The following is a 25551-nucleotide window of genomic DNA, read 5'->3' as shown; positions in this document are numbered from 1 at the left end:
TTTAGACCTTTAAAATCGCATCTTCTTTGTTTTTCACGCTTTCATCAATTTTTTTAATGGCTTCATCGGTGATTTTTTGGATCTGTTCTTGGGCTTTTTTGCTTTCATCTTCGCTGATTTCCTTGTCTTTTTCTAATTTTTTTACCTTGTTGTTAGCGTCTTGGCGGATATTCCTTACAGCCACTTTAGCCTTTTCGCCCATCGCTTTGGCGTCTTTTGCGATGAGTTTTCTTTGCTCACTTGTCATGGGCGGGAAAAAAAGCTTGATCGTTTCGCCGTCGTTATTAGGATTGACGCCAATATTGGCTTCTTGAATGGATCGTTCAATTTCTTTGAGCAGGTTTTTTTCCCACGGGCTGATTTGAAGGGTGGTCGCATCCAAGCTCATCACGGATCCAACTTGATTTAATGCCGTGGGCGTGCCGTAATAATCCACTTTGATGTGATCTAAAATATTGACTGAAACTTTCGCGCTCCTTAGAGTGGAAAAATCCCTGTTTAAAGCTTGAATGCTTTTTTGCATTAGATCTTTGGTTTCGTTATAAATGGCCTGTAACATTATTTTTCATCCTTTTTTTGGTTTGTATGGGCGTTGGTTGTCGCATGCGTTTTAGGCTTTTGGTGGGTGGTTGGGGGCGTTTTTGCACTCTCTTTGGTTTTTTCAACACCCTTTATACCATTCTCTTTGGTGTCATTTTTTTCATTTTTTTCATTCTGTTTGGGGCTTTCAACAGAAGGTGCATTTAATGGCTCTTTAGGGAGTTCGTTAGGCGTTTGTTGTGGCATTAAAGGGTTAGTGGGGGCTTGCTCTAAAGGATTGAGCGTTGGGTTTAATGTGGGATTGAGCGTAGGGTTAAGCGTGCCGGTGGCAGGGACTAAGGGCGAAAGCTTAGTTTTAGTTTCATCTAAAATGCTTTTGCCGTATTCTTTGTTGTAAAAATAGCCCAAAGCGATGGTGTTGATGACGAATAACAGCCCTAAAAACATGGTCAATTTCGCCATAAAGCTTGCGGGCCCTTTAGCGCCAAATAAAGAATCGTTGCTCCCGCTATAAGCCCCTAAGCCGATGCTAGAACTTTTTTGCAACAAAACCACCACCACAATCAATACCGCTAAAACAATTTGTAAGCCTAACAGAGCGCTTGTCATAAACACCGATTCCTTAAATCCCTAAAATTTAGAAAAAATTATGCTTGATCCTATCTAAAATTTGCTAAGAATACACTAAAATTTAGTTTTAATTTTAAGGTAGTGCGTTAAGGCGGTGGTGTTGGACTCTTTTTATTCATTCAATCAGCTTGCATTCAATCAGCATTCATTCAATAAGCATGCCAAAACTTATCACCTCTTCGCTCATATCCAGCAGCAAATCGCTATCTGTCTTGTTCAATTTTTAAAACAAAAACGTTACGCTAAAGTTTTGGATCTAGGATCGGGGAGTGGGGCTGTTTTTAACGCTTTAGAGCGGCAAAATATTGTGATTGAAGACTTTATCGCTTTGGATAATTCCATAAACATGCTCAAATTACACCCCACGCATTCTATCAACATTCAAAAAATCTCTTTAGAGCATGCGGATTTTGAAGAACATGTTTTTTGCGATTATGATTTGGTTGTGTCCTCTTCATCTTTGCAATGGGCAAGGGATTTAAAAAGCGTTTTAGAAAAAATCGCTCTTTCTAGTAAGGAAGCCGCTTTAGCTATCCATACGGATTTTAGTTTGCATGAAGTGCATGAGTTTTTAGGCACGCCTTCGCCTTTAAGGGATCTCAAAACGCTCAAATCCTTGATTAAAAACGCCTTTAAACATTTTCAAATAGAATTAGAAAACAAGCGCTTTTCCCTTTATTTCAACCGCAAACAAGACTGCTTGAATTACCTTAAAAAATGCGGTCTTTTGGGGGGTTCAACGCTGAGTTTCAAGCAAAAAAAACATTTTTTTCAAAACATGGCGTTTGAAAAATTGAGCTATGAAGTGTTACTCTTTTCTGGGATCAAGCGTTCTTAAAAACCAAGATAAATTAAAATATTAAAATTAGGTGGTTACAATAACACTAACTAAACCAACGAGAAACAACATGCACAAAAAACGAGTCTTTTCAGGCATCCAACCGACCGGGCAAATCCATTTGGGCAACTATTTAGGAGCGATCAAGCATTGGGTAGAGATGCAAGATGAGTATGAAAACCTTTTTTGTATCGTCAATTCGCATGCGATCACCCTACCCATAGATCCTACATTTTTAAAATCCCAAACCTATGAGTTAGTCAAATTGCTTTTAGCTTGCGGGATTAATCCTAGTCAATCGGGGTTATTCATTCAAAGTGAAGTGGATGAGCACCCGGCTTTAGCATGGCTATTAAATTGCCAGGTGTCTATGGGAGAAATGCAACGAATGACGCAATTCAAAGACAAGTCTTTAAAAAACCCTAAAAGCGTGAATGTGGGGCTTTTCAATTACCCTATTTTAATGGCGTCAGATATTTTGTTATACCAAAGCGATTTAGTGCCAGTGGGCGAAGATCAAAAACAGCATTTAGAGCTCACGAGAAATGTTGCAGAAAAATTTAACAGGGATTTTGGGAACTGCTTTAAAGTGCCAGAGCCTTTGATCGCTAAAGTGGGGGCAAGGGTTATGGGGCTAGACGATCCAAAAGTGAAGATGAGTAAATCGCATCAAGGGGCTAACCATGCGATTTTTCTTTTAGATGAGCCGGACATTATTGTAAGAAAAATCAAAAAAGCGGCCACGGATTCTATAGGCGTTATTGCATTTGATGAAAAAAGAGAGGGCATTTTTAACCTTTTAAATATCTACATGCTTTTGAGCGATGAAAGCCCAGAAAAGATAGAGGAGCGTTTCAAAAATAAGGGCTATGGGGATTTTAAAAAGGAATTAGCTGAAGTAGTGATCCAATCTTTAAAGCCTATCCAAGAAAGATACAAAGAAATCAGCGACGATGAGGTGAAAGCCGTCTTAAATTGCGGCACTAAAAAAGCCAGGCCTTTAGCGAGAGCGACTTACCAAAAGGCTAAAGAATTGATGGGGTTGATTTAGATGAAAATTTTAGGCTTATGGTTAGGGGTGTTTTGTTTCCTTAAGGCTACGCCTTATTTATACTTGGGCGAAGAGCCTAAATATAAAGACAATTTCACGCATTTTGAATACGCTAACCCTAACGCTAGAAAGGGCGGTGTTTTAAGGAATGACGCTATAGGGACTTTTGATAGCCTTAACCCTTTTGCGCTTAAAGGCACTAAAGCCGAAGGCTTGGATTTGATTTATGACACTTTAATGGTGCAAAGTTTGGACGAACCTTTTGCAGAATACCCCTTAATCGCTAAAGACGCAGAAGTGGCTAAGGATAACAGCTATGTGATTTTTACCTTAGACAAAAGAGCGAGATTCAGTAATAACGCTCCCATTTTAGCGAGCGACGTGAAGTTTAGCTTTGATACGATCATGAAATTGGGATCGCCTATTTATAGGCAGTATTACCAAGATGTTAAAAAGGCGGTGGTTTTAGACAAACACCATGTTAAATTCATTTTCAAAACCACTGAAAATAAAGAGTTGCCCCTTATTTTAGGGCAGTTGCAGATCTTTTCCAAAAAAGCGTTTCAAAAGGATTATTTTGAAAAAAACCCCTTACTCATTCCTGTTTCTAGCGGCCCTTATGTGATCGCTTCTTTTGATGTGGGCAAGAAAATCACCTACCAGAAAAACCCTAATTATTGGGCGAGGAATTTGCCTAGCAGAAAGGGACAATTCAATTTTGATGAGATCAAATTTGAGTATTATAAAGATGAAACCATTGCTTTACAGGCTTTTTTAAGCGGGGCGTATGATTGGCGCCTTGAAAGCACGGCTAAAATTTGGGCTAGGGGTTATGTGGGGAAAGCTATGGATAATAAAAAAATCACTAAATACCTCATAGCCCACAAAATGCCAAGCGGCATGCAAGGGTTTTTCTTCAACACGCGCCGGGAAATTTTTAAGGATAAAAGGGTGCGTGAAGCCTTATTTTATGCGTTTGATTTTGAATGGGCGAATAAAAATTTGTTTTTTTCGCAATACAAGCGCACCACCAGTTTTTTCAGTAACTCTGTTTATGCGTCCCCTCCACTCCCAAGCCCTGAAGAAAAAGCCCTGCTAGCCCCTTATGAAAAGAGTTTGGATGAAAGGGTTTTTAAAGAGCCTTATATCGTGCCTAGAACCGATGGGCCTGATGTTTTAGGCTATAATTTGAGGGAAAATTTAAAATACGCCCAAAACCTTTTAGAGAGTGCGGGCTTTTCTTACAAAAACATGCGTTTAGTGGATAAGAATAACAAGCCTTTCAGTTTCACTTTGCTTTTAAACAGCCCGGCATTTGAAAGACTGGCCCTAGCTTTTGCTAAAAACTTAAGGGTGTTAGGGATTGAAATGAAAATCCAAAGAGTGGATTTAAGCCAGTATGTCAATCGGATCAAAAGCTATGATTTTGACATGATTGTAGGGGTGATTGGCCAATCGTCTTTCCCAGGTAATGAGCAGCGCTTTTATTTTGGCTCTTTGAGCGCGAAAGAAAAAGGCACAAGGAATTATGCGGGAATCTCTAGTAAAGCGGTAGATGATTTGATTGAAAAAATCATTAACGCTAAAGATTATAAGGAGCAATTGGCCGCCATTCAAGCGATGGATAGGGTGTTGTTGTGGGGGTTTTATGTGATACCGCATTTTTATTTGCCTAATTACAGGATCGCAGCGTATAATTACATTGGCATGCCTGAAATCAGCCCTAGCTATGGATTTTCGCCGTATTTGTGGTGGATAAAAGAAAAGGATCTTCAATGATTGCTTACATTCTTAAACGCTTGCTTTTGATCATCCCCACTTTATTAGCCATCATGACGATTAATTTCTTTCTGATCCAATCGGCTCCTGGAGGCCCTATAGAGCAGATGATGGCTAAAATCAATAACACGCAGTCCAAAGAGATTCAAGGCGTTGTTAAAGAGCGTTCGTATAGGGCGTCTCAAGGGTTGGAGAGCGATTTGTTAGAAAATTTAAAAAAACTCTATGGTTTTGACAAGCCTATAGGGGAGCGCTATCTTCTCATGCTCAAAAAATACCTGCAATTTGATTTTGGGGAGAGCTTTTATCGCCAGATTAAGGTGATAGATTTGATTAAGGAAAAATTGCCGGTATCCATTTCTTTAGGGCTTTTTAGCACGCTTTTGATCTATCTTATTTCTATCCCTTTAGGGATTTTTAAAGCCAAACGCAATAACGAGCCTTTAGACGTGCTAAGCAGCGTGGTGATCATTGTCGCTAACGCTATCCCGGCCTTTTTGTTTGCGGTGGTGTTGATCGTGTTTTTTGCTGGAGGGAATTATTGGCACTGGTTCCCTTTAAAAGGGCTAGTGAGCGATAATTTTGAAAGTTTGAGCGCGTTAGGTAAAATCAAGGATTATTTATGGCATATCACCTTGCCCGTTCTTTGCATTTCTTTGGGGGGTTTTGCAAGCCTCACGCTTTTAGTGAAAAACTCCTTTTTAGATGAAATGGGCAAACTTTATGTGGTGAGCGCTAAGGCTAAGGGCTGTTCAGTGGGGCGTATTTTTTATGCACATGTGTTCCGCAATGCGATTTTGTTAGTGGTGGCGGGTTTTCCGCAAGCTTTTTTAGGCATGTTTTTTAGCTCAAGTTTACTCATAGAGATTGTTTTTAGCCTGGATGGGTTAGGGCTTTTAGGGTATGAAAGCATTGTGAGTAGGGATTATCCTGTCGTGTTTGGTTCGCTTTATATTTTCACGCTTTTGGGTTTGGTAGCGAGTTTGATAAGCGATTTGCTCTGCGTGGTGATTGACCCTAGGATTGATTTTGAAAAGCGTTGAGGGCAGGAATGAAAACTGAGATGAAATCTTCTTTAAAACTTTTTATGCGGCCTTTTTTGGTGGTTTTAGCGTTCATGTTGTTGTATGCTTTAGCGCATGCTACGCTTGGTTTTTATGTGAAAAAAGACAGCGCTCCAATAAGCCCAAATGCAGAAAAAACCGAGACAGAGTCTCAAAACAGCGCGCTTTCGCCTAAAGAAGAATCCAACGCAACCACAACCGCCACAGAAGAAAACCCTACCAAAGACCCTCCTTTGCCTTTAGAAACGACCGCACAAGAAAAAGAAACTAAACAAGAAACTAAACAAGAGCAAGAAAAAGAAAACGAGTCTAAACAAAACAGCGTCCCGCCCGTTCAAAACAACCAAAAAGCCCCTACAATCTCTACAATGGGAAAAAAACCTTTAGAGTATAAAGTCGCAGTCAGTGGCGTGAATGTGCGTGCTTTTCCTAGCACAAAAGGTAAAATCTTGGGATTGCTTTTAAAAAATAAAAGCGTGAAGGTTTTAGAAATCCAAAACGATTGGGCTGAAATTGAATTTTCTAATAAAACAAAGGGTTATGTGTTTTTAAAACTTTTAAAAAAGGCTGAATGAAAGAATAATGAAATTAAAATCTTTTGGGGTTTTTGGAAATCCCATTAAACATTCCAAATCGCCCTTAATCCATAACGCTTGTTTTTTAACTTTTCAAAAAGAATTAGGGTTTTTGGGGCATTACCACCCCATATTACTCCCTTTAGAAAGCCACATCAAAAGCGAGTTTTTGCATTTGGGATTGAGTGGGGCTAATGTAACCTTACCCTTTAAAGAAAGGGCGTTTCAAATTTGCGATAAGATCAAAGGTATCGCGCTTGAATGCGGAGCGGTCAATACGCTTGTTTTAGAAAATGATGAGCTTGTGGGTTACAATACCGACGCTTTAGGGTTTTATCTTTCTTTAAAGCAAAAAAACTATCAAAACGCTTTGATTTTAGGCTCTGGGGGGAGCGCTAAAGCCCTAGCGTGCGAATTGAAAAAACAAGGCTTAAAGGTGAGCGTGTTAAACCGCTCTTCTAGGGGATTGGATTTTTTCCAACGCTTGGGCTGTGATTGTTTCATGGAGCCTCCTAAAAGCGCTTTTGATTTGATCATTAACGCCACTTCAGCGAGTTTAAATAACGAATTGCCTTTGAATAAAGAGGTTTTGAAAGGGTATTTTAAAGAGGGCAAGCTCGCTTATGATTTAGCGTATGGGTTTTTAACGCCCTTTTTATCTCTGGCTAAAGAGTTAAAAACCCCTTTTCAAGACGGAAAAGACATGCTCATCTATCAAGCTGCTTTAAGTTTTGAAAAATTCAGCGCTTCTCAAATCCCTTATTCAAAGGCGTTTGAAGTCATGCGAAGTGTTTTTTGATGCAAGGGTTTTTAAGAAGCCTGTTTTTTGGGGTTAAAAAGATCCCTAAGCGATTCGCCCCCCTAGTAGAAAAGGGTGTTTTAAAAGAAGCGCTTCGATCAAACAAGGATCGCTATTTTTTAAAAGAAGGCTTTGATATAGGCAAGATTGAAAGGGTAAAAAATAAGGCGTTTTTCATTTCTTTAGCGAAAAATTACCCCAAAGACCCTTTAATCAAAAATTTACCCCCATCTTTTAAAACAGACGCTTTGATTTTATGCCAAATAGAATGTTCTAAAAAACGCCCCATAGCCTTTTTTAAAGCCGCTCTTTTTGATACACAAGACACGATGATAGCTTACTTGGCTAAAGAAAAAAACCAGATTGTGGCTATCCCTTTTAAAGAGCCTTTTAAAAAACCTGTTTCTTTAAAGCACAGCCAAAAATCCTTATTAGAATTGCCTAGGCATTGCGTGGTGAAGATCGATCTTAAAAAGCGTGAAATCAGCGAAATTTTAGGGGCTTTAGAAGACCCTTTAATAGATGAAAACCTTTCTTTGAGCCTTTTTGACAGGGTGAAGGATTTTTCAAAAGATTGCTTGAATTTAGCGCAATATTACGCACAACTCAAAGCGAGCGATTTTAAAGACAGGATCAATTATTCTCACATCCCTTTTATCACCATTGACCCCAAAGACGCTAAAGATTTTGACGATGCGATCTTTTATGACCAAGAAAAAAGGGTTTTGTTTGTGGCGGTTGCTGATGTGAGCGAATTTGTGCCGAAACATTCCAGTTTGGATAAAGAAGCTAGGCTTAGGGGCTTTAGCGTGTATTTCCCTAACAGCGTCTATCCCATGCTTCCTTTGAGTTTGTCTCAAGGGGCATGCTCATTAAAAGCGTTTGAAAAACGCCTGGCTTTAGTGTATGAAATCCCTTTAGACGATTTGAAAAACGCCCGATTATTTCAAGGCGTTATTGAAGTTAGGGCTAATTGCGTTTATGAAGAAATCAATCATTTTTTAAATACCCGACAAAGCTCGTTGGATAAAGATTTGCAACAAAGCCTTTTGGGGTTTTTAGAGGTGGCTTTAAAGTTAAAAAAGGAGCGTTTAAAAAAAGGGTTTAATTTCAATTCGTTTGAAAACAAGCTGTATTTAAACAAAGAAGGGCGTATAGAAAAAATTGAAACAGAAAAAGAAAGCGATGCGCACACCCTTATAGAAGAAGCCATGCTCTTAGCCAACCAATCTAGCGCGAGGTTATTAGATGAGCATTTTCACAATAAGGGGATATACCGCACCCACAAAGAGCCAAGTTTGGAGCAGCAAAAACGCCTTTGCGACAAGCTTTTTGATTATGAGATTGTGCACCCTAAAAACATGGGCTTTTTTCCTTTTTTAGAGCATGCTTTAAAGACAGCCAAAGAAAAGAGTATAGAAAGAGAAATTTCACGCTTAATCATCAAGTCTCAAAATTTAGCCCTTTATAGCCCCATACAAGAAAGCCATTTTGGTTTGGGGTTTGCCAGCTATACGCATTTCACTTCGCCCATTAGACGATACAGCGATCTAGCCTTACACAGGCTTTTAAAAGAATTGTTGTTTTATCAAGCTAAAGGCTGCTCGTATTTGTTAGAAGAAACGCCTGAATTATGCTCTGAATTGAACGCTTTACAAAAAAAGACCGCTTTGATTGAAAGGGATTTCATCAAGCGCAAATTCGCTCGCTTAGCTTTAGAGTTTTTAGAAAAAGAATTTTTGGGCGTGGTTTTAGAGGTTAAAGATTGGGTGGTGGTGGGGTTAAAAGAATTTATAGGGCTTAAAGTTTTAGTCAAAACGAACAAGGTTTTTAAGCCTTTAGAAAAAGTGTGCGTTACAATCACGCATGCGGATTTGATTTTAGGGCAAGTTAGGGGCGAAATCACAGAAAGGATTAAAGAGCATGTATCGTAAAGATTTGGATAATTATTTGAAACAACGACTCCCCAAAGCGGTGTTTTTGTATGGGGAGTTTGATTTTTTTATCCATTATTATATTCAAACGATTGGCTCGCTTTTTAAACGCAATAACCCTGACACAGAAACTTCGCTTTTTTATGCGAGCGATTATGAAAAAAGCCAAATTGCGACCCTTTTAGAGCAGGATTCTTTATTTGGAGGGAGCAGTTTAGTCATTTTAAAACTGGATTTTGCGCTGCATAAGAAATTTAAAGAAAATGATATCAATCTTTTTTTAAAAGCTTTAGAGCGGCCTAGCCATAACAGGCTTATCATAGGGCTTTATAATGCTAAAAGCGACACCACCAAATACAAATACACTAGCGATGCTATCGTTAAATTTTTCCAAAAAAGCCCCTTGAAAGATGAAGCGATCTGCGCGCGCTTTTTTACCCCTAAAGCTTGGGAGAGTTTGAAATTCTTGCAAGAAAGGGCTAATGTTTTACATTTAGACATCAGCAGCCATCTTTTAAACGCTCTTTTTGAAACCAATAACGAAGATTTAGGCATTTCGTTTAACGATTTAGACAAGCTAGCGGTTTTAAATACACCCATCACTTTAGAAGACATTCAAGAATTAAGCTCCAATGCGGGGGATATGGATTTGCAAAAGCTCATTTTAGGGCTTTTTTTGAAAAAAAGCGTGCTTGATATTTATGACTATTTGTTAAAAGAGGGCAAAAAGGATGCGGATATTTTAAGGGGGTTAGAGCGGTATTTTTACCAGCTTTTTTTATTTTTCGCCCACATTAAAACGACCGGTTTAATGGACGCTAAAGAGGTTTTAGGCTACGCTCCTCCTAAAGAAATTGCTGAAAATTACGCTAAAAACGCCCTGCGTTTGAAAGAAGCCGGCTATAAGAGGGTTTTTGAAATTTTTAGGTTATGGCACCTTCAAAGCATGCAAGGGCAAAAGGAATTGGGCTTTTTGTATTTGACCCCCATTCAAAAAATCATTAACCCTTGAAAAATGCTGAAAGGTATTTTTTATAATCTAACAATAAAAGAGCTTGCGTCAAGCAAGCGATAACTTTACTAAAAAAGCGGTATTCTTGGGTTAGGGGATACTTAAGGGGGTTAAGGGGGAGAGTTATTTCAAAATACCCCCTATCCCCTTAAGAGAATGAGTTTTGTTATAAAAATTGAAGTTAAAAACCCCATTTTTTAAAAAATTAAGAATAAAGTTTTGAGTTTCAATATTTGATGAGAAACATTTAATCCAAAAACAAGCGAAAGCAAGGTATAATTGAAAGTTTTTTAGACCTTGCTCTTTTTTAGTAAAAAAAAGGGCTATACAACCACAAGGAGAATGGATGAGGCATTATGAAACGATGTTTATTCTCAAACCTACTTTAGTAGAAGAAGAGATTAAATCCAAAATTGAGTTTTATAAAGAAGTGATCACTAAGCATCACGGCGTGATTGAAACGAGCCTGGATATGGGCATGCGTAATTTAGCTTATGAAATCAAAAAGCACAAAAGAGGCTATTATTATGTGGCGTATTTCAAAGCAGAGCCGTCAATGATCTTAGAGCTTGAACGATTGTATCGCATCAATGAAGATGTGTTGCGTTTCATTGTGATCAAATACGAAAGCAAGAAAGAAGTAGAAGCGTGGCATGCGTTAGTGGATAGGGCTAATAAAAAGCCATCACACGCCAAAGAAAAACACGAAAAAACCGCGCATTCCCACCACACAGAGGAAGCAGAAAGCGTAGAATCTCATAGCGAATAAGGGCTTATCATGTTTAATAAAGTGATTATGGTAGGGCGTTTGACCAGGAATGTGGAGTTGAAATATTTGCCTAGCGGTTCGGCTGCGGCTACAATAGGTTTAGCCACAAGCAGGCGTTTTAAAAAACAAGACGGCACGCTAGGCGAAGAGGTGTGCTTCATAGACGCTCGTTTGTTCGGGCGAACGGCTGAAATCGCTAACCAGTATTTAAGCAAGGGCTCAAGCGTTTTGATAGAAGGGCGTTTGACTTATGAGAGCTGGATGGATCAAACGGGCAAAAAAAATTCCCGCCACACTATCACAGCGGACTCGTTGCAATTTATGGATAAAAAGTCAGACAATCCCCAAGCAAACGCCATGCAAGATAGTGTAATGCATGAGAATTTCAACAACGCTTATCCCGCTAATCATAACGCTCCTAGCCAAGATCCTTTCAGCCAAGCCCAAAGCTATGCGCAAAACGCTTACGCTAAAGAGAATTTACAGGCACAGCCGTCCAAGTATCAAAACAGCGTGCCTGAAATCAATATTGATGAAGAAGAAATCCCCTTTTAAGGGTTAAAATTAAGGAGACATTATGGAAAGAAAACGCTATTCAAAACGCTATTGCAAATACACTGAAGCTAAAATCAGCTTTATTGACTATAAAGATTTAGACATGCTCAAGCACACGCTATCAGAGCGCTATAAAATCATGCCAAGGAGGTTGACAGGCAATAGCAAAAAGTGGCAAGAGAGGGTGGAAGTGGCGATCAAAAGAGCCCGCCACATGGCTTTAATCCCCTACATTGTGGACAGGAAAAAGGTCGTGGATAGCCCTTTTAAACAGCACTAAATTTTTGATTAGGGCTAATAGGGGGCATGCCCTTTAATCTTATTTAATCTTGGCTTGGCTTTTATGGAGCGCTAGCGGTAAAAACGACAAAAAGCATTTTTTAAAACAAAATGAAAAAGCTTGATTTTAGCGGTGATTTCTTAAGCGTTATTAGTGGGAATGTTATTTTAAAATACCCCCTTAAGAGTCTTGCAGCCAAATCTAAAACGATCCCACCGAGTAACTAAACTCTTATTTTTACCGCTATCCCTATTAAAACAAATTTTAAAACCTTTTTAATAATTGAGAATGGTTCCAAAACACCAAAAAACTTTTTTTTTGAAACAACAAAACGCCCCATTAGCGCAAAAATCTTATCAATTCATGTTATATTAACGAAATCTTGCGATAAGATCTCATGTTTTTATAGGACTTAGGACTTACCTAACAATTCAATTTAAAAGGAGAAACATGAAAAAACACATCCTTTCATTAACTTTAGGCTCGCTTTTGGTTTCCACTTTGAGCGCTGAAGACGACGGCTTTTACATGAGTGCGGGCTATCAAATCGGTGAAGCCGCTCAAATGGTAACAAACACAGGAGAAATACAAAAGCTTTCGGATAAGTATGAAAGTTTGAACAATCTTTTAACCAGATACAGCACCTTAAACAACCTTATCAAATTATCCGCTGACCCGAGCGCGATTAACGACGCAAGGGATAATCTAGGCTCAAGCTCTAGGAATTTGCTTGATGTCAAAACCAATTCCCCGGCTTATCAAGCCGTGCTTTTAGCGTTGAATGCAGCGGTGGGGTTGTGGCAAGTTACAAGCTACGCTTTTACTGCTTGTGGTCCTGGCAGTAACGAGAGCGCGAATGGAGGTATCCAAACTTTTCATAATGTGCCAGGACAAAATACGACGACCATCACTTGCAATTCGTATTATGAGCCAGGACATGGTGGGCCTATATCCACTGCAAATTATGCGAAAATCAATCAAGCCTATCAAATCATTCAAAAGGCTTTGACAGCCAATGGATCTAATGGAGATGGGGTTCCCGTTTTAAGCAACACCACTACAAAACTTGATTTCACTATCAATGGAGACAAAAGAACGGGTGCCAGACCAAATGAACCTTTAATATACCAATGGAGTCATGGGAAAGCTATTTCAACCTCGTGGAATGAAGGAACATCAACACCAACAACAGAAAATATCAACACAGAAAATAACGCTCAAGAGCTTTTAAAACAAGCGAGCATCATTATCACTACCCTAAATGAGGCATGCCCAAACTTTCAGAATGGTGGTAGCGGTTATTGGCAAGGGATAAGCGGCAATGGGACAATGTGCGGGATGTTTAAGAATGAAATCAGCGCTATCCAAGGCATGATCGCTAACGCGCAAGAAGCTGTCGCGCAAAGTAAAATCGTTAGTGAAAATGCGCAAAATCAAAACAACCTGGACACTGGAAAACCATTCAACCCTTACACAGACGCTAGCTTCGCTCAAAGCATGCTCAAAAACGCTCAAGCCCAAGCAGAGATTTTAAACCAAGCCGAACAAGTGGTGAAAAACTTTGAAAAAATCCCTAAAAATTTTGTATCAGACTCTTTAGGGGTGTGTTATGCAGTGCAAGGGGGTGAGCGTAGGGGCACCAATCCAGGTCAGGTAACTTCTAACACTTGGGGGGCCGGTTGCGCGTATGTGCAAGAAACCATAACGAATTTAACCAACAGCATCGCTCATTTTGGCACTCAAGAACAGCAGATACAGCAAGCCGAAAACATCGCTGACACTTTGGTGAATTTCAAATCCAGATACAGCGAATTGGGCAACACCTATAACAGCATCACTACTGCGCTCTCTAGCATCCCTAACGCGCAAAGCTTGCAAAATGCGGTGAGCAAAAAGAATAACCCCTATAGCCCGCAAGGCATAGAAACCAACTACTACTTGAATCAAAATTCTTACAACCAAATCCAAACCATCAACCAAGAGTTAGGGCGTAACCCCTTTAGGAAAGTGGGCATCGTCAGCTCTCAAACCAACAACGGCGCGATGAATGGGATCGGTATTCAAGTGGGCTACAAACAATTTTTTGGCCAAAAAAGAAAGTGGGGCGCAAGATACTACGGCTTTTTTGATTACAACCATGCGTTTATTAAATCCAGCTTTTTCAACTCAGCTTCTGATGTGTGGACTTATGGCTTTGGAGCGGACGCCCTCTATAACTTCATCAACGATAAAGCCACCAATTTCTTAGGCAAAAACAACAAGCTTTCTGTGGGGCTTTTTGGAGGCATTGCGTTAGCCGGCACTTCATGGCTTAATTCTGAGTATGTGAATTTAGCCACCGTGAATAATGTCTATAACGCTAAACTGAATGTGGCGAATTTCCAATTCTTATTCAACATGGGAGTGAGGATGAATTTAGCCAGATCTAAGAAAAAAGGCAGCGATCATGTGGCTCAGCATGGGATTGAGTTAGGGCTTAAAATCCCCACCATTAACACGAACTACTATTCCTTCATGGGGGCCGAACTCAAATACCGCAGACTCTATAGCGTGTATTTGAATTACGTGTTCGCTTACTAAAAGCTCGCATTAAACCCCTTTGTGAAACTCCCTTTTTTAAGGGGTTTCTTTTTTAAACCCTTTGTTTTGGAGGGGTTTAATTTTTTTGAAGCCTTTGTTTTTGAATTCTCTTTTTAATGGGTTTCTTTTTTAAATTCTCTTTTTTTAAGGGATTTCTTTTTTAAACTTTCTTTTTTGGGGGGTTTGATCTTTTTCTTTTTGCTGATCCCCACTGCTTTCGCTTTTTAATCTTTGAGTTTTTTTGGGGATTTTGATGAAAAATCCTTTTTAGCGTTTTTAGTGATTATTTAGTAGAAAACTTGACGCTAAGTTAAGGTTTTTAAAAAAGCGTTCTTTAGGGGGATTTAGTAGGGTTAAAAGGGGGAGAATGATTTCAAATACTTCCTATCTTTTTAAGAAAATAAAATAAAACTTTAATAAAACAAAACTTGAGAAAATGATTTTTACAACAAAATGAGAGCTAGAACGATAAAACAAAGTTTTAAAACCCCATTTTTTAAAAATGTAAAGAACATTAAAATTAATAAAGCTTATGGTGGAAATAAAGTTAAAAACAACCTAACGCTTTAATCAAAATCAAAGCGTTAAATCTAACCAAGCAGTGAAGCTAGAACGCTCTTTTAAAAGCATTTTAGCGTGTTTTTACAAAGATGACTAAATCTTAAACATGATCGGATTTTTGCTTTTCTCTATATTCTATGATCATGCCATGGATTTCATCTTTTAATTTTAATTTTTGTTTTTTCATGTGGCTGATTTCAGCGTCGCTAGCGTTTTGTTGCTCGGCGGTTTTGATGTCGTCATCAAGCTGGTTGTGTTTCTCAAAAATCTTATCAAAATGCGGATTATTCGCTTTTAACACGCTGATTTCGTCTCTAAATTCATGGAACATGGTTTTCTCCTTTAATTTTGGATGTTTAAAGTATAATAAACTATCTTTTTAAAAAAACAACTTAAAAGAGCTATAAAATGGCTTTAAAGCGTGCGATAAAACGACAAAAAGGAATACCCATGGACATTCGCAACGAATTTTTACAATTTTTTAAAAATAAAGGGCATGAGATTTATCCCAGCATGCCTTTAGTGCCTAATGACGCTACCTTGCTTTTTACCAATGCCGGCATGGTGCAATTTAAAGATATTTTTACCGGTATAGTGCCACGCCCTAGTATCCCTAGAGCGACAAGTTCGCAATTGTGCATGCGTGCAGGCGGCAAGCATAACGATTTAGAAAATGTCGGTTATACCGCAAGACACCACACGCTTTTTGAAATGCTAGGGAATTTCTCTTTTGGGGATTATTTCAAAGAAGAAGCGATCTTGTTTGCGTGGGAATTTGTAACCAAAAATTTAGGGTTTAAGCCTAAAGATTTATACATCAGCGTGCATGAAAAAGACGATGAAGCCGTTAAGCTATGGGAAAAGTTTGTGCCTTTTGACAGGATTAAAAAAATGGGCGATAAAGATAATTTCTGGCAAATGGGCGATAGCGGGCCTTGCGGGCCTTGCAGTGAAATCTACATTGATCAGGGCGAAAAACACTTTAAGGGGAGCGAGGATTATTTTGGGGGCGAGGGCGATAGGTTTTTAGAAATTTGGAATCTGGTGTTCATGCAATACGAACGCTCTAGTAATGGCGTTTTATCCCCCTTGCCAAAGCCTAGCATTGATACAGGCATGGGATTAGAAAGGGTGCAAGCGCTATTAGAACATAAGCTCAATAATTTTGATTCTTCATTATTTAAGCCCTTGATGGAAGAAATCAGCGAGCTTACAAGTTTGGATTATGCGAGCGAATTTAAACCAAGCTTTAGGGTAGTGGCCGATCACGCCAGGGCGGTAGCGTTTTTGCTCGCTCAAGGGGTGCATTTCAATAAAGAAGGCCGTGGCTATGTTTTAAGGCGCATTTTAAGGCGCGCCTTAAGGCATGGGTATTTAATGGGCTTAAAAGAAGCGTTTTTATATAAAGTCGTGGGCGTGGTGTGCGAGCAATTTTCTAACGCGCATGCGTATTTGAAAGAGTCTAAAGAAATGGTGATGAAAGAATGTTTTGAAGAAGAAGAGCGCTTTTTAGAGACTTTGGAATCGGGCATGGAATTGTTTAACTTGTCTTTAAAGCATTTGAATGAAAATAAAATTTTTGATGGCAAGATCGCTTTCAAGCTTTATGACACTTTTGGTTTTCCTTTGGATTTAACAAACGACATGCTAAGAAGTCATGGGGCGTGTGTGGATATGCAAGGCTTTGAAAATTGCATGCAAGAGCAAGTGAAACGCTCTAAAGCCTCATGGAAAGGCAAACAAAACAACGCCGATTTTAGCGCTATTTTAAACGCTTATACACCCAATGAATTTGTGGGGTATGAAACGACAGAATGTTCTGCTAAAGCTTTAGGGTTTTTTGATAGCGATTTTAAAGAAATAACAGAAGCAAATCCTAACCAAGAAGTTTGGGTGTTGTTAGAAAAAACCCCTTTTTATGCAGAAGGTGGGGGGGCTATAGGCGATAGGGGTGTGCTTTTAAAAGACAATGAAGAAGCGGCTTTGGTGCTAGATACAAAAAACTTTTTTGGGCTTAATTTTTCGCTTCTTGAAATCAAAAAAGCGCTAAAAAAAGGCGAACAAGTGATCGCGCAAGTGAGCGATGAGCGCTTAGAAATCGCCAAACACCATAGCGCGACGCATTTATTGCAGAGCGCTTTAAGAGAGGTTTTAGGCTCGCATGTGAGTCAAGCAGGGAGTTTAGTGGAATCCAAACGATTGCGCTTTGATTTCTCGCACCCTAAAGCGCTCAATGATGAAGAGCTAGAAAAAGTAGAAGATTTAGTCAACGCTCAAATTTTCAAGCACCTAAATAGCCAGGTGGAGCATATGCCTTTAAACCAAGCCAAAGATAAAGGAGCGTTAGCGTTATTTAGCGAAAAATACGCTGAAAATGTGCGGGTGGTGAGCTTTAAAGAAGCGTCCATTGAATTGTGTGGGGGCATTCATGTGGAAAATACCGGGCTGATTGGGGGGTTTAGGATTGTAAAAGAAAGCGGGGTGAGTAGTGGGGTCAGACGCATTGAAGCGGTGTGTGGGAAAGCCTTTTACCAACTGGCCAAAGAAGAAAGTAAAGAGCTTAAAAACGCTAAGATTTTATTAAAAAATAACGATGTGATCGCCGGCATCAACAAGCTTAAAGAGAGCGTGAAAAACAGCCAAAAAGCCCCCGTTTCTATGGATTTACCGGTTGAAAAAATCCATGGCGTGAATTTGGTGGTGGGCGTCGTGGAGCAAGGCGACATTAAAGAAATGATTGACCGATTGAAAAGTAAGCATGAAAGATTGCTCGCTATGGTGTTTAAAAAAGAAAATGAGCGCATAACTCTCGCATGCGGGGTGAAAAACGCGCCCATAAAAGCGAACGCATGGGCTAATGAAGTGGCGCAAATTTTAGGGGGCAAAGGGGGCGGAAGAGATGATTTTGCGAGCGCTGGGGGCAAGGATATTGAAAATTTGCAAGCCGCGCTCAATTTAGCGAAAAATACCGCTCTTAAAGCTTTAGAGGGATAGCATGGAGCTTATTTTAGGCTCTCAATCCAGCGCTAGGGCGAATCTTTTAAAAGAGCATGGGATTAAGTTTGAACAAAAAGCACTCTATTTTGATGAAGAAAGCCTAAAAACCACAGACCCTAGGGAGTTTGTCTATTTGGCGTGCAAGGGGAAATTAGAAAAAGCTAAAGAGTTACTTGCGAATAATTGCGTTATTGTGGTGGCTGATAGCGTGGTGAGCGTGGGTAATCGCATGCAACGAAAAGCTAAAAACAAGCAAGAAGCCCTTGAATTTTTAAAACGCCAAAATGGCAATGAAATAGAGGTTTTAACCTGCTCGGCATTGATTTCTCCTGTGTTGGAATGGTTGGATTTATCGGTTTTTAGAGCGCGTTTAAAGGCGTTTGATCCTAGCGAGATAGAAAAATATTTAGAGAGCGGATTGTGGCAAGAAAGTGCAGGCTGCGTGCGGTTAGAAGACTTTCATAGGCCCTATATTAAAAGCTCAAGCAAGAATTTAAGCGTGGGGTTGGGGCTGAATGTGGAAGGCTTGTTAGGGGCGCTAAAATTAGGGGCTAAAATTGCATCGTTATAAACGCTATTATTTTATTTTAAAACACTCAACAATACTATTTTCTAGCCAACCCCCCCTTGACAAACAAAAAAAACGATACACTCCAGCATTTGATGTTTAAAGGGTTTCTCGCATGGTGCATTTTATTTTTTCTGTTGTTGTGGTGCTTTTATGGTTGGTTGCGTGGGGCATATATCTCGTGTTTGGGAAGAACTTAAAAAGAGAGATGGAAGAGATAGAAAATTCTGATCCCAACCAAAACAATCCTTTCATTACTGCTGTTATGGGTATTGGAGGAGTGGCTATCAGTATTTTTTTCCCAGATACCAAACCAATCGTTGATGGCGTCAAGCCGTTGGCTGAGAAAGGTTTGCAAGAGGCGTTTAGAAAAGACAAGCTCACAGAGAGGCAAAAAATTTTAATCTCTTTCTTAAGATTCATTTCGTTATGTTCCATTGTTGCTGCAGCAATGATAGGCTTGTGTCTTATTTGGAGTTTTAATGGGTGGTCTTTTTGGAAAGTAACGGGTTATTTTCTTCTTTATGTGTTTTTTTGCTCCGCTCCAACATTTCCAAGTATACCTATTAATGGTATATTAGATGACCGATAATTGGTTCATGATAAAAAGCAATGTTTTTAGGCTTATCCCTAAAAGATAAATATTAAAACACCATTCACTAACTGATAAACCTCCTTGACAAACAAAAAAAAACGATATACTCTAGCATTTGATGTTTAAGGAGTTGTCATGGGGTCTTGGTCTCGTATTCTTTTATCAATCTTGGTGGTGGTTTTGGGATTAGCGCTTACTGCCATGCTCATAAATTGGCATGTTTAGCGGGAATGATCTATTGTGGCCATTATTATGGATTTTAGCGCTCTATCATCTACAATGTGGTGGTGGTCTTTATCAAAAATAACATGGTTTTGCATAGGCTATGCGCTTTTTTGGTCGCTTACGCTTATTATGGGTTTTTTACATGTTCTACAATAGAAGACTATTCGTAAAAATTGATTGAAAAAATTAAAATAGGGGAGAAACTAGAACCTTTAAAAACAGGTTCTAGCAAAAATATAAGGTTAGGGATTATTTCCCAAAACGCCCACCAGTGGTAGGGTAGCCATAAACAGAGCCATCTTTGATTTTCATGTGATCTTCCCAAGGCAATTTGTATTTACCAGCGGCTAAGTCTTTGATGTAGGTTAAGCCTGCGTCATGTTCTCCGCCCGGTTTAGCCACATACCCTCTATGGCCTAGGTTGTAAATGTTGTTTTCTAAGCCCCAGCTTAAGCGAGCGTTATCAGCCATTTTAGGATAGATTTCCCCAGTTACAATCTCCCAAGGGTTGCGGTGTCCTTGAACAAGAGTCGTGCCATCAAAGTTACAGATTTGCCCTTCGCCAAAGTAGTAAAAGACATTGTCATAGCCGGCTAAATTCACGCTCACGGTATACATCAAATTGTGCCACGCATTGGAGCGGTTGGTCAAAATCCATTGATCATTGACTTGAGTGCTATAGCCTGAAATGCGGATATACACATTGCACCCTTTATAGGCCGCTTCTCTAGCGAGCTCTGGAATCATGCCGTCATGGCAAATGCACACGGCTAATTTTGATCCGCCCGGACCCTCGCACACAGGCATTCCTAAATCCCCAGGATACCATGGCTCAATGGGATTCCATGGGAATAGCTTGCGGTATTTTAAAACGATTTTACCTTGCGGATCAATGATGATGGCGGTGTTGTAGGGGTTTTTGTTGGAATCAGGATTGCGTTCCATGATTGAAAAAACACCATAAACTTTCGCCTCTTTACACGCTTTAGCGTATAGTTCTGTTTCTTTACCCGGGACATCTAATAAAAACTCTTCGCTGAGCCACTTAGCGGTATTCAAACCTTGCGTGCTATACTCAGGGAAAATGATAAGTTCCACTCCCGGATACCCCGCTTTAGTCGCATGCAAGGTTCTAATAATGCTTTCAATATTGTGATCAATATCCTTACGGCTATTGACAATTGGCACAGGAAACTGAATGGCTGCCACTAAAAACCCTTCAATAGGTTTGCCCATACTACCGATACTTCCCATAATAACTCCTTCTAAAAGTTTTGTCGCAATAACAATAATAATTATTGCGAGAGAATGCTATTGCAAGAGAACTAATTTAGAGTAAATGCGAGATTTTTTGATAAAAAGATTTAAATCTATTTTTAAAGCGCTTTTCAATCTCTATGGGTGTTGTTTTAAAAACCTCTAAAAGCCCTCTAGCAATTCCACAAATTCTTTAAAAATATAGTGGCTCTCTTTGGGGCCGGGGCTGCTTTCTGGGTGGTGCTGGACAGAAATAATGGGAGCGTTTTTATAACGCACGCCCTCAATGGTGTTGTCAAAAAGATTGCGGTGCGTGATAATGGCGATTTCTTCAATTTCTTCAGGGACGCAATAGTTGTGGTTTTGCGCGGTGATTTCAACGGCGTTTGTTTTTAGGTTTTTAACGGGGTGGTTGCTCCCATGATGGCCAAATTTGAGCTTGTAAGTAGGGTAGCCTTGAGCGATAGAGAGCAATTGATGCCCTAAGCAAATGCCAAACATGGGGATTTTAGCGTTAATGAGTTGTTTGATTTCGCCAATTTCTTGCTGCAAACTCAAAGGATCGCCAGGCCCGTTAGAAAGGAAAATCCCGCTAATTTCTTTTTTTTCATAGGCTTTAATCAGCTCGCTAGCTTTAGTGTGGTGCGGGTAAATAAGGGCTTTTAACCCCACATTTTGAAGCTCGTTTAAAATATTGCCTTTAGCCCCAAAGTCTAGCACGGCGATAATTTTATGCGAAGTTTTTTCATCAAAAGGCTTGTAATCTAGGGTTTTGAAATCAAAAGTGGCGCGTTGGTGCGTGATGATTTTTGGCGTGGAAACGCTAGACACTAGGGGGGAGTGAGAAATTTTAGGGGCGTTTTTTAAAACCTCTTCAAGCTTGTTTCTGTCATGCTCTATCGTGGAAGCGACCATCATCAAGCACCCATAATGGCGTAAGGTTTTGATCAAACTCCTGGTATCAACCCCACTAATCCCTAAAACGCCGCGCTTTTTCAAATAAGCGCTCAAGCTAGAATCCGCCCTTGAATTAGAAAAAAATTCGTTGTAATGGCGCGCTAAAATCCCTGCACATGAAAAAAAGGATTCATCATCTTTAGAATTAGCGCCCACAACCCCAATTTCAGGCATGCTAAAAACCACAAATTGCCCCTTATAGCTAGGGTCGCTAATGACTTCTTGATAGCCGCTCATAGAAGTGTTAAAAACAAGCTCGCCCACTTGCGTGCCACCAGCCCCAAAACTTTGCGCTTGCAAAAAAAGCCCGTTTTCTAAATAGAGAGAAATCATTATAAAAAGCCTTTACGCCTTAATTCTTCTTCATAGAGCCTTTCAAACACCAGCTCGTATTCATCGCTCCCTATGGGCAGTTTGCGTTTGTAATGCTTGATTTTTTCATGCACTTCATTTTCAATGCTTTCATACGCTTTAGAATAGGTGTCAATGGATTTGTAAATCAAATTCCTTATCAAATTCTCTGATACGCTAAACATGATCAAATCCTCATCTAAGATTTTATTCAAAATCTGGTGCGATAAATCGTTGCACCTTTCTTCCCAAAACAAATGGAAGCCCTCTTTTTGAGCGATCTGTCTTTTAATCATCCAAAAAAGCTGCCTTTCATCCATCCGCATGAATTCTATTTCATCGGTGTTTTCTTCTAAAAGCTCTCTGGCTTGCTCATCTATGGCGTTTTCTTTTTTAACGCTTTTTTCCAAAATCCCTTCTATCAATTCGCACAATAATTCTCTAGGGGCTTTTAATTCTAATAGCTTTGAATGGATAAAGTCGTTGGCAATCTTATGGCTTATATGGTTTATATGGGTTAGTTTGAGTCTCATGATTTTTCTCGCATATTTTATTTATTTTTAGAGTGTATTTTATCGTTTTTTAGATAAAACGCTTTTTAAAGAATTAATTTAATGGCGCACCAAACTATAGGATTGTAGAATTTTATCAGCGTAGATGATTGTAATATCAGGGCGTTTTTTAGAAATTTTAGTGTTAATGAGCCTTAACCTCCCCCCCTCTTTAATGCCATAGAATTGGAGCCTTAAAGCGAGTTGTTTATCGTTAGTGCGGATTTGATGGATTCCCCTTAATTGCAAGGCTGTAGCGACTTCTTTGGCTAAGAAATGCCGATTCAATAATTTTTCATTAGCACCAGAAATTTTACTCCCCCATAAAAAAAGCGTTTCAGTGAGCATTAAAAGATACAAACTAAAAACGCGCAAATAATACTGCCCCCTGAATTCCTTTAAACGCACCCTAAGGCTATTTAAAACGCTTTTAACAAACAAAGGCAAACCGATTAACGCTAAGGGGGCGAAAGTTCTTAAATCTATCTCTTGGCGCATGCTCAAAAGCAAAGGGAAAAGCCAACCGCTCGCGCTCATAAAGGCTAGTAACGATGGCTTTTTATCCAAAAGGGCTTTATAGAGCGTATAAGGGTAGTAGAGGAACAATAAGGGCGAATATAAAAGCATGAGTTCTAAGCATGTGTCTATAAAATACCCGCTAGGCAAGCCCTTATTGAAACTCCCGCTAAAAAGAGCGGTATTCACAATTAAAACCACCAAAATAAAGATCGCGCTCTTAAAATAGCGTTTTCTTAAAGCGTAGGCAAAAACCCCTAGTAAAAGTGGGATGAACGCGCCGTCTAAAAACGCACAAGCGCTAAGGGTTAAATAAGGGATTTTTTGGGTTTTGATATACAAATAGCTAACCAAAAGCCCAAGGCTTAACACCAACACGCTTTTAGCCAGTAAAATCGCAAAGAGATTCACTCCAGGCAATAAAGCGTAAGTCAATACCACATAAAGAGTGTCTTTAGGCTTTTTTAAGATCTTTCGCCCTATCAAATAAAATAAAAACATGTTGATGATATGAGCGATCAAAAAAGGCAACCTCAAAGCCAAATCGTTTTGGCCTAAAATGGCTACGCTTTTTTGAGCGATTTGAACAAACCATGCGCTGCTATAAAAAAAGTCTTTCGCTTCATTGTAGCTGATAGAAATTTCTTTACTCATCAACAGCCCCAAAGCCAGGACTAAAAAAACCATGATGATAAAGACTAAATCGCTTAAATCAAAGCTTCTTGTTTTTTTCTCTGGATAAATAAAATAGCGGAAATATAACAGAGCGCTTTGTAAAGGGCTTAGCTGCATGGCTTAAATTTTTTTTAATTCTTTTAAAAGAGCGGGCAAGGCAATGAGTAAGCCTGAACATAAAATCAAAGCCACCCCTAAAGAGCTTTTAAGATCCAAAAATGTATCGCCCAAATACAGCCCAAACAACAGCCCCCAAACAATGCGGGTGTATTCAATAGGGGCAATGATCCCAGCAGGAGCGTTCATGTAAGCATAAGTTAAGAAATATTGCCCTAAAGTCCCGCTAATCCCTATTAAAGAAATCCACAAAATGTCTTCTTTTCTAGGGATATGAATGCCTGTGGATAAAAAAGGAATATCAATAAACATGCCCGCTAATCCAAGAAGGCTCATGCCAAAGGCGAACGCTAAAATCACGGCTTGTTTGTCATAATATTCCCTCAAATCCCTTAAAGTGATATACGCTAAAGACACAAAGATCCCGCTCAATAAGCCCATAATAATTTCAACCGGCCCCACATTTTCCACGCTAGGATCGGAGATCAACACCACCCCCACTAGCCCGATGCATGCAGAAATTAACGCGCTTCTTTTGAGCTTTTCTTTCAAAAGCAAAGGGGAAAGAAGCACCGTATAAATCGGCGCGCATTGCGAGAAAGCCGTCGCTGTAGCGAGCGAAATTTTTTCAATATTATAAAAAAACGCTAGCATGGCCAAGCCCCCTACAACGACCCTAAAAGCGAGCTTTTTAAAACCGCCTTGTTTGTAACTCTTCAAGCGGTAGGGTTTGAAAGGATAAATAAATAAGAGTAAGAGCGTCATGGTAATGGAGCGGTAAAACACATTCTCCATAGGGGAAAAATAATCCGCTGTGATTTTAACAAACGCGCTCATGATCCCAAAGCATAAATTCGCCAAAAGTATCATTGAAACGCCAAATAAAATGGTATTACGCATGCCCTTTACCCATAAAGATTTTAGGGTAGTTTAACCTAAAATCTCTAATTAAGACTTAAAGTTTTTAAGCTCTAAAAGCATAAAAGTTGCATTGATTGGTAAAATCATGCTATAACAATGTCCTAGGAGTTTTACCTTTTGTTTATCCATTTTAAGCTCCTTATAGAAATATGAAAACATAAAAACACGAATCCTTTTTGAAAATAAACTCCTAGACCCTTTTTAAAGGGTTTGAACACCACTAAGAAAACTCTTTTAAGCTTTTTAAGTCTCTTGTTTTGTTAAAACCCCATGCTATGAGGCTTATCTCATTAGGGAATGGATTTTGCTTAATTTAGCGTAAAATTCAATTTCAGGAAATTCGCATGGCTGTTTCTTCTATCAATCAATTTGATTCTAACCTCTATGGGCTTTTAAACGCTAAAAGCGCTCCTAAAGAAGACCTGGCTCCTGTTGAAAACACAGAAAAAATAGAGCGAGAAAAAAAGGACGCTCCAACAGAAAACCTCCCCTTTAACCCTGACAAGCGAGAGACTTACGGCTTTTTGGTTTTAGAATTGATGAGCGATAGAGAGTATGAGGCTTTTTTAAGGGCTACGGCCGGAATGGATGAGAGCCAAAAACGCCTTGCTGCTCAGTCGCTTTATAGTTTGACGGATTTTTATAACGGGAAATTCTCTAAAGAAGTGGAAAACGCCCCCAAACAGCCGGTGAATGGCTTGCACAAAAAAGCCTTTCAAACCTTTAACGCTACCAACCATAACGCTTTTTTGCAACGCTATCAAAACGCTTACAACAACCCTTCAACGATGGATGTGATCCTTTGAATATTGGGGTTAATCAAGGATTGATCATCAAAAATAGCGTTTTGATGA

Annotated in this window: 24 protein-coding genes and 1 pseudogene; 17 read left to right on the top strand and 8 right to left on the bottom strand. The window is 39.4% G+C overall.

What is annotated here, in order from left to right; all coding sequences use genetic code 11:
• Window position 1: 1 nt before the first annotated feature.
• Together frr and secG are read right to left on the bottom strand one after the other, a co-directional pair.
• On the bottom strand, window positions 2-559 hold the full coding sequence (gene frr, locus AYS37_RS06350) for a ribosome recycling factor (RefSeq protein ID WP_000938331.1): 558 nt from the start codon (window positions 557-559) through the stop codon (window positions 2-4).
• On the bottom strand, window positions 559-1149 hold the full coding sequence (gene secG / locus AYS37_RS06345) for a preprotein translocase subunit SecG (protein ID WP_001874739.1): 591 nt from the start codon (window positions 1147-1149) through the stop codon (window positions 559-561). Before secG ends, frr begins: the two co-directional genes overlap by 1 nt.
• A gap of 121 nt (window positions 1150-1270) precedes the next feature.
• On the opposite strand from secG, the gene AYS37_RS06340 reads away from it, so the two are divergent.
• The 12 genes from AYS37_RS06340 to babB all read left to right on the top strand — a co-directional run bounded on the left by AYS37_RS06340 (window position 1271) and on the right by babB (window position 14406).
• A complete protein-coding gene (locus AYS37_RS06340; protein WP_000376985.1) occupies window positions 1271-2008 on the top strand; it encodes a methyltransferase domain-containing protein in 738 nt (245 codons plus the stop codon).
• 70 nt (window positions 2009-2078) lie between these two features.
• Window positions 2079-3059 (top strand): tryptophan--tRNA ligase, encoded by a 981-nt coding sequence (gene trpS / locus AYS37_RS06335; protein ID WP_001874738.1) that lies wholly within the window; start codon window positions 2079-2081, stop codon window positions 3057-3059.
• Entirely contained in the window at window positions 3060-4838 is a 1779-nt protein-coding gene (locus AYS37_RS06330; RefSeq protein ID WP_000697385.1) for an extracellular solute-binding protein, read from the top strand.
• The gene (locus AYS37_RS06325) at window positions 4835-5881 is read left to right on the top strand and encodes a microcin C ABC transporter permease YejB (protein ID WP_000562622.1); all 1047 of its coding nucleotides are present in this window, start codon (window positions 4835-4837) and stop codon (window positions 5879-5881) included. Before AYS37_RS06330 ends, AYS37_RS06325 begins: the two co-directional genes overlap by 4 nt.
• Window positions 5882-5889: 8 nt before the next feature.
• The gene (locus tag AYS37_RS06320; RefSeq protein ID WP_000846038.1) at window positions 5890-6477 is read left to right on the top strand and encodes an SH3 domain-containing protein; all 588 of its coding nucleotides are present in this window, start codon (window positions 5890-5892) and stop codon (window positions 6475-6477) included.
• Between the two features lie 7 nt (window positions 6478-6484).
• Window positions 6485-7276 (top strand): shikimate dehydrogenase, encoded by a 792-nt coding sequence (locus tag AYS37_RS06315; RefSeq protein WP_000769588.1) that lies wholly within the window; start codon window positions 6485-6487, stop codon window positions 7274-7276.
• Window positions 7276-9210, top strand: coding sequence for an RNB domain-containing ribonuclease (locus AYS37_RS06310; protein ID WP_001161376.1), 1935 nt, complete (start codon window positions 7276-7278; stop codon window positions 9208-9210). Before AYS37_RS06315 ends, AYS37_RS06310 begins: the two co-directional genes overlap by 1 nt.
• Entirely contained in the window at window positions 9200-10222 is a 1023-nt protein-coding gene (holA, locus tag AYS37_RS06305; protein WP_000285892.1) for a DNA polymerase III subunit delta, read from the top strand. The genes AYS37_RS06310 and holA overlap by 11 nt, the downstream gene beginning before the upstream one ends.
• A 346-nt stretch (window positions 10223-10568) precedes the next feature.
• Window positions 10569-10991 (top strand): 30S ribosomal protein S6, encoded by a 423-nt coding sequence (rpsF, locus tag AYS37_RS06300; RefSeq protein ID WP_001216689.1) that lies wholly within the window; start codon window positions 10569-10571, stop codon window positions 10989-10991.
• A 9-nt stretch (window positions 10992-11000) separates the two neighbouring features.
• Complete coding sequence (locus AYS37_RS06295; RefSeq protein WP_000482457.1) at window positions 11001-11546, top strand: single-stranded DNA-binding protein; 546 nt, start codon at window positions 11001-11003, stop codon at window positions 11544-11546.
• 22 nt (window positions 11547-11568) lie between these two features.
• Entirely contained in the window at window positions 11569-11826 is a 258-nt protein-coding gene (gene rpsR / locus AYS37_RS06290; protein WP_000440196.1) for a 30S ribosomal protein S18, read from the top strand.
• A 450-nt stretch (window positions 11827-12276) separates the two neighbouring features.
• Window positions 12277-14406: a Hop family adhesin BabB gene (gene babB / locus AYS37_RS06285; protein WP_000716301.1), complete on the top strand. Its 2130-nt coding sequence runs from the start codon at window positions 12277-12279 to the stop codon at window positions 14404-14406.
• A gap of 661 nt (window positions 14407-15067) precedes the next feature.
• Here the strand turns inward: babB and AYS37_RS06280 are convergent.
• On the bottom strand, window positions 15068-15298 hold the full coding sequence (locus AYS37_RS06280; protein ID WP_000468320.1) for an HP1242/YdcH family protein: 231 nt from the start codon (window positions 15296-15298) through the stop codon (window positions 15068-15070).
• A 119-nt stretch (window positions 15299-15417) separates the two neighbouring features.
• Here AYS37_RS06280 and alaS point away from each other — a divergent pair, with 119 nt between their 5' ends.
• The 4 genes and pseudogenes from alaS to AYS37_RS08995 all read left to right on the top strand — a co-directional run bounded on the left by alaS (window position 15418) and on the right by AYS37_RS08995 (window position 19522).
• A complete protein-coding gene (gene alaS, locus AYS37_RS06275; protein ID WP_000354717.1) occupies window positions 15418-17961 on the top strand; it encodes an alanine--tRNA ligase in 2544 nt (847 codons plus the stop codon).
• Between the two features lies 1 nt (window position 17962).
• Entirely contained in the window at window positions 17963-18535 is a 573-nt protein-coding gene (maf, locus tag AYS37_RS06270) for a septum formation inhibitor Maf (protein WP_000420270.1), read from the top strand.
• Window positions 18536-18647: 112 nt separating this feature from the next.
• Complete coding sequence (locus tag AYS37_RS06265; protein ID WP_000233336.1) at window positions 18648-19124, top strand: hypothetical protein; 477 nt, start codon at window positions 18648-18650, stop codon at window positions 19122-19124.
• 146 nt (window positions 19125-19270) lie between these two features.
• Window positions 19271-19522, top strand: a pseudogene (locus AYS37_RS08995) (hypothetical protein).
• A gap of 79 nt (window positions 19523-19601) precedes the next feature.
• Here AYS37_RS08995 and AYS37_RS06255 read toward each other — a convergent pair.
• From AYS37_RS06255 to AYS37_RS06235, 5 genes are all read right to left on the bottom strand, one after another.
• Window positions 19602-20606 (bottom strand): formamidase, encoded by a 1005-nt coding sequence (locus tag AYS37_RS06255; RefSeq protein WP_000534781.1) that lies wholly within the window; start codon window positions 20604-20606, stop codon window positions 19602-19604.
• A 165-nt stretch (window positions 20607-20771) separates the two neighbouring features.
• Window positions 20772-21899 (bottom strand): glutamine-hydrolyzing carbamoyl-phosphate synthase small subunit, encoded by a 1128-nt coding sequence (carA, locus tag AYS37_RS06250; protein WP_000624824.1) that lies wholly within the window; start codon window positions 21897-21899, stop codon window positions 20772-20774.
• Entirely contained in the window at window positions 21899-22450 is a 552-nt protein-coding gene (locus AYS37_RS06245; RefSeq protein WP_001237417.1) for a DUF507 family protein, read from the bottom strand. Before AYS37_RS06245 ends, carA begins: the two co-directional genes overlap by 1 nt.
• 78 nt (window positions 22451-22528) lie before the next feature.
• Window positions 22529-23776, bottom strand: coding sequence for a hypothetical protein (locus AYS37_RS06240; protein ID WP_001177334.1), 1248 nt, complete (start codon window positions 23774-23776; stop codon window positions 22529-22531).
• Window positions 23777-23779: 3 nt separating this feature from the next.
• Window positions 23780-24676 carry a DMT family transporter gene (locus AYS37_RS06235; protein WP_001246300.1) on the bottom strand — a complete coding sequence of 299 codons (897 nt, stop codon included), beginning with the start codon at window positions 24674-24676 and terminating at the stop codon, window positions 23780-23782.
• 365 nt (window positions 24677-25041) lie between these two features.
• Between AYS37_RS06235 and AYS37_RS06230 the strand changes: the two genes are divergently transcribed.
• Window positions 25042-25503 carry an HP1233 family protein gene (locus AYS37_RS06230; RefSeq protein ID WP_000301325.1) on the top strand — a complete coding sequence of 154 codons (462 nt, stop codon included), beginning with the start codon at window positions 25042-25044 and terminating at the stop codon, window positions 25501-25503.
• The last annotated feature ends 48 nt before the right edge of the window (window positions 25504-25551 follow it).

The sequence above is a fragment of the Helicobacter pylori NQ4053 genome, assembly GCF_000274605.1.
Classification (GTDB): domain Bacteria; phylum Campylobacterota; class Campylobacteria; order Campylobacterales; family Helicobacteraceae; genus Helicobacter; species Helicobacter pylori_CV.
Note: the sequence above shows the minus strand (reverse complement) of the source record. Positions and strands in the feature narration are given on the sequence as shown.

Coding starts and splice junctions, on each gene's coding strand:
- frr (WP_000938331.1), bottom strand. CDS start 559: ATGTTACAGGCCATTTATAACGAAACCAAAGATCTAATGCAAAAAAGC.
- secG (WP_001874739.1), bottom strand. CDS start 1,149: ATGACAAGCGCTCTGTTAGGCTTACAAATTGTTTTAGCGGTATTGATT.
- trpS (WP_001874738.1), top strand. CDS start 2,079: ATGCACAAAAAACGAGTCTTTTCAGGCATCCAACCGACCGGGCAAATC.
- AYS37_RS06330 (WP_000697385.1), top strand. CDS start 3,060: ATGAAAATTTTAGGCTTATGGTTAGGGGTGTTTTGTTTCCTTAAGGCT.
- AYS37_RS06325 (WP_000562622.1), top strand. CDS start 4,835: ATGATTGCTTACATTCTTAAACGCTTGCTTTTGATCATCCCCACTTTA.
- AYS37_RS06320 (WP_000846038.1), top strand. CDS start 5,890: ATGAAAACTGAGATGAAATCTTCTTTAAAACTTTTTATGCGGCCTTTT.
- AYS37_RS06315 (WP_000769588.1), top strand. CDS start 6,485: ATGAAATTAAAATCTTTTGGGGTTTTTGGAAATCCCATTAAACATTCC.
- AYS37_RS06310 (WP_001161376.1), top strand. CDS start 7,276: ATGCAAGGGTTTTTAAGAAGCCTGTTTTTTGGGGTTAAAAAGATCCCT.
- holA (WP_000285892.1), top strand. CDS start 9,200: ATGTATCGTAAAGATTTGGATAATTATTTGAAACAACGACTCCCCAAA.
- rpsF (WP_001216689.1), top strand. CDS start 10,569: ATGAGGCATTATGAAACGATGTTTATTCTCAAACCTACTTTAGTAGAA.
- AYS37_RS06295 (WP_000482457.1), top strand. CDS start 11,001: ATGTTTAATAAAGTGATTATGGTAGGGCGTTTGACCAGGAATGTGGAG.
- rpsR (WP_000440196.1), top strand. CDS start 11,569: ATGGAAAGAAAACGCTATTCAAAACGCTATTGCAAATACACTGAAGCT.
- babB (WP_000716301.1), top strand. CDS start 12,277: ATGAAAAAACACATCCTTTCATTAACTTTAGGCTCGCTTTTGGTTTCC.
- AYS37_RS06280 (WP_000468320.1), bottom strand. CDS start 15,298: ATGTTCCATGAATTTAGAGACGAAATCAGCGTGTTAAAAGCGAATAAT.
- alaS (WP_000354717.1), top strand. CDS start 15,418: ATGGACATTCGCAACGAATTTTTACAATTTTTTAAAAATAAAGGGCAT.
- maf (WP_000420270.1), top strand. CDS start 17,963: ATGGAGCTTATTTTAGGCTCTCAATCCAGCGCTAGGGCGAATCTTTTA.
- AYS37_RS06265 (WP_000233336.1), top strand. CDS start 18,648: ATGGTGCATTTTATTTTTTCTGTTGTTGTGGTGCTTTTATGGTTGGTT.
- AYS37_RS06255 (WP_000534781.1), bottom strand. CDS start 20,606: ATGGGAAGTATCGGTAGTATGGGCAAACCTATTGAAGGGTTTTTAGTG.
- carA (WP_000624824.1), bottom strand. CDS start 21,899: ATGATTTCTCTCTATTTAGAAAACGGGCTTTTTTTGCAAGCGCAAAGT.
- AYS37_RS06245 (WP_001237417.1), bottom strand. CDS start 22,450: ATGAGACTCAAACTAACCCATATAAACCATATAAGCCATAAGATTGCC.
- AYS37_RS06240 (WP_001177334.1), bottom strand. CDS start 23,776: ATGCAGCTAAGCCCTTTACAAAGCGCTCTGTTATATTTCCGCTATTTT.
- AYS37_RS06235 (WP_001246300.1), bottom strand. CDS start 24,676: ATGCGTAATACCATTTTATTTGGCGTTTCAATGATACTTTTGGCGAAT.
- AYS37_RS06230 (WP_000301325.1), top strand. CDS start 25,042: ATGGCTGTTTCTTCTATCAATCAATTTGATTCTAACCTCTATGGGCTT.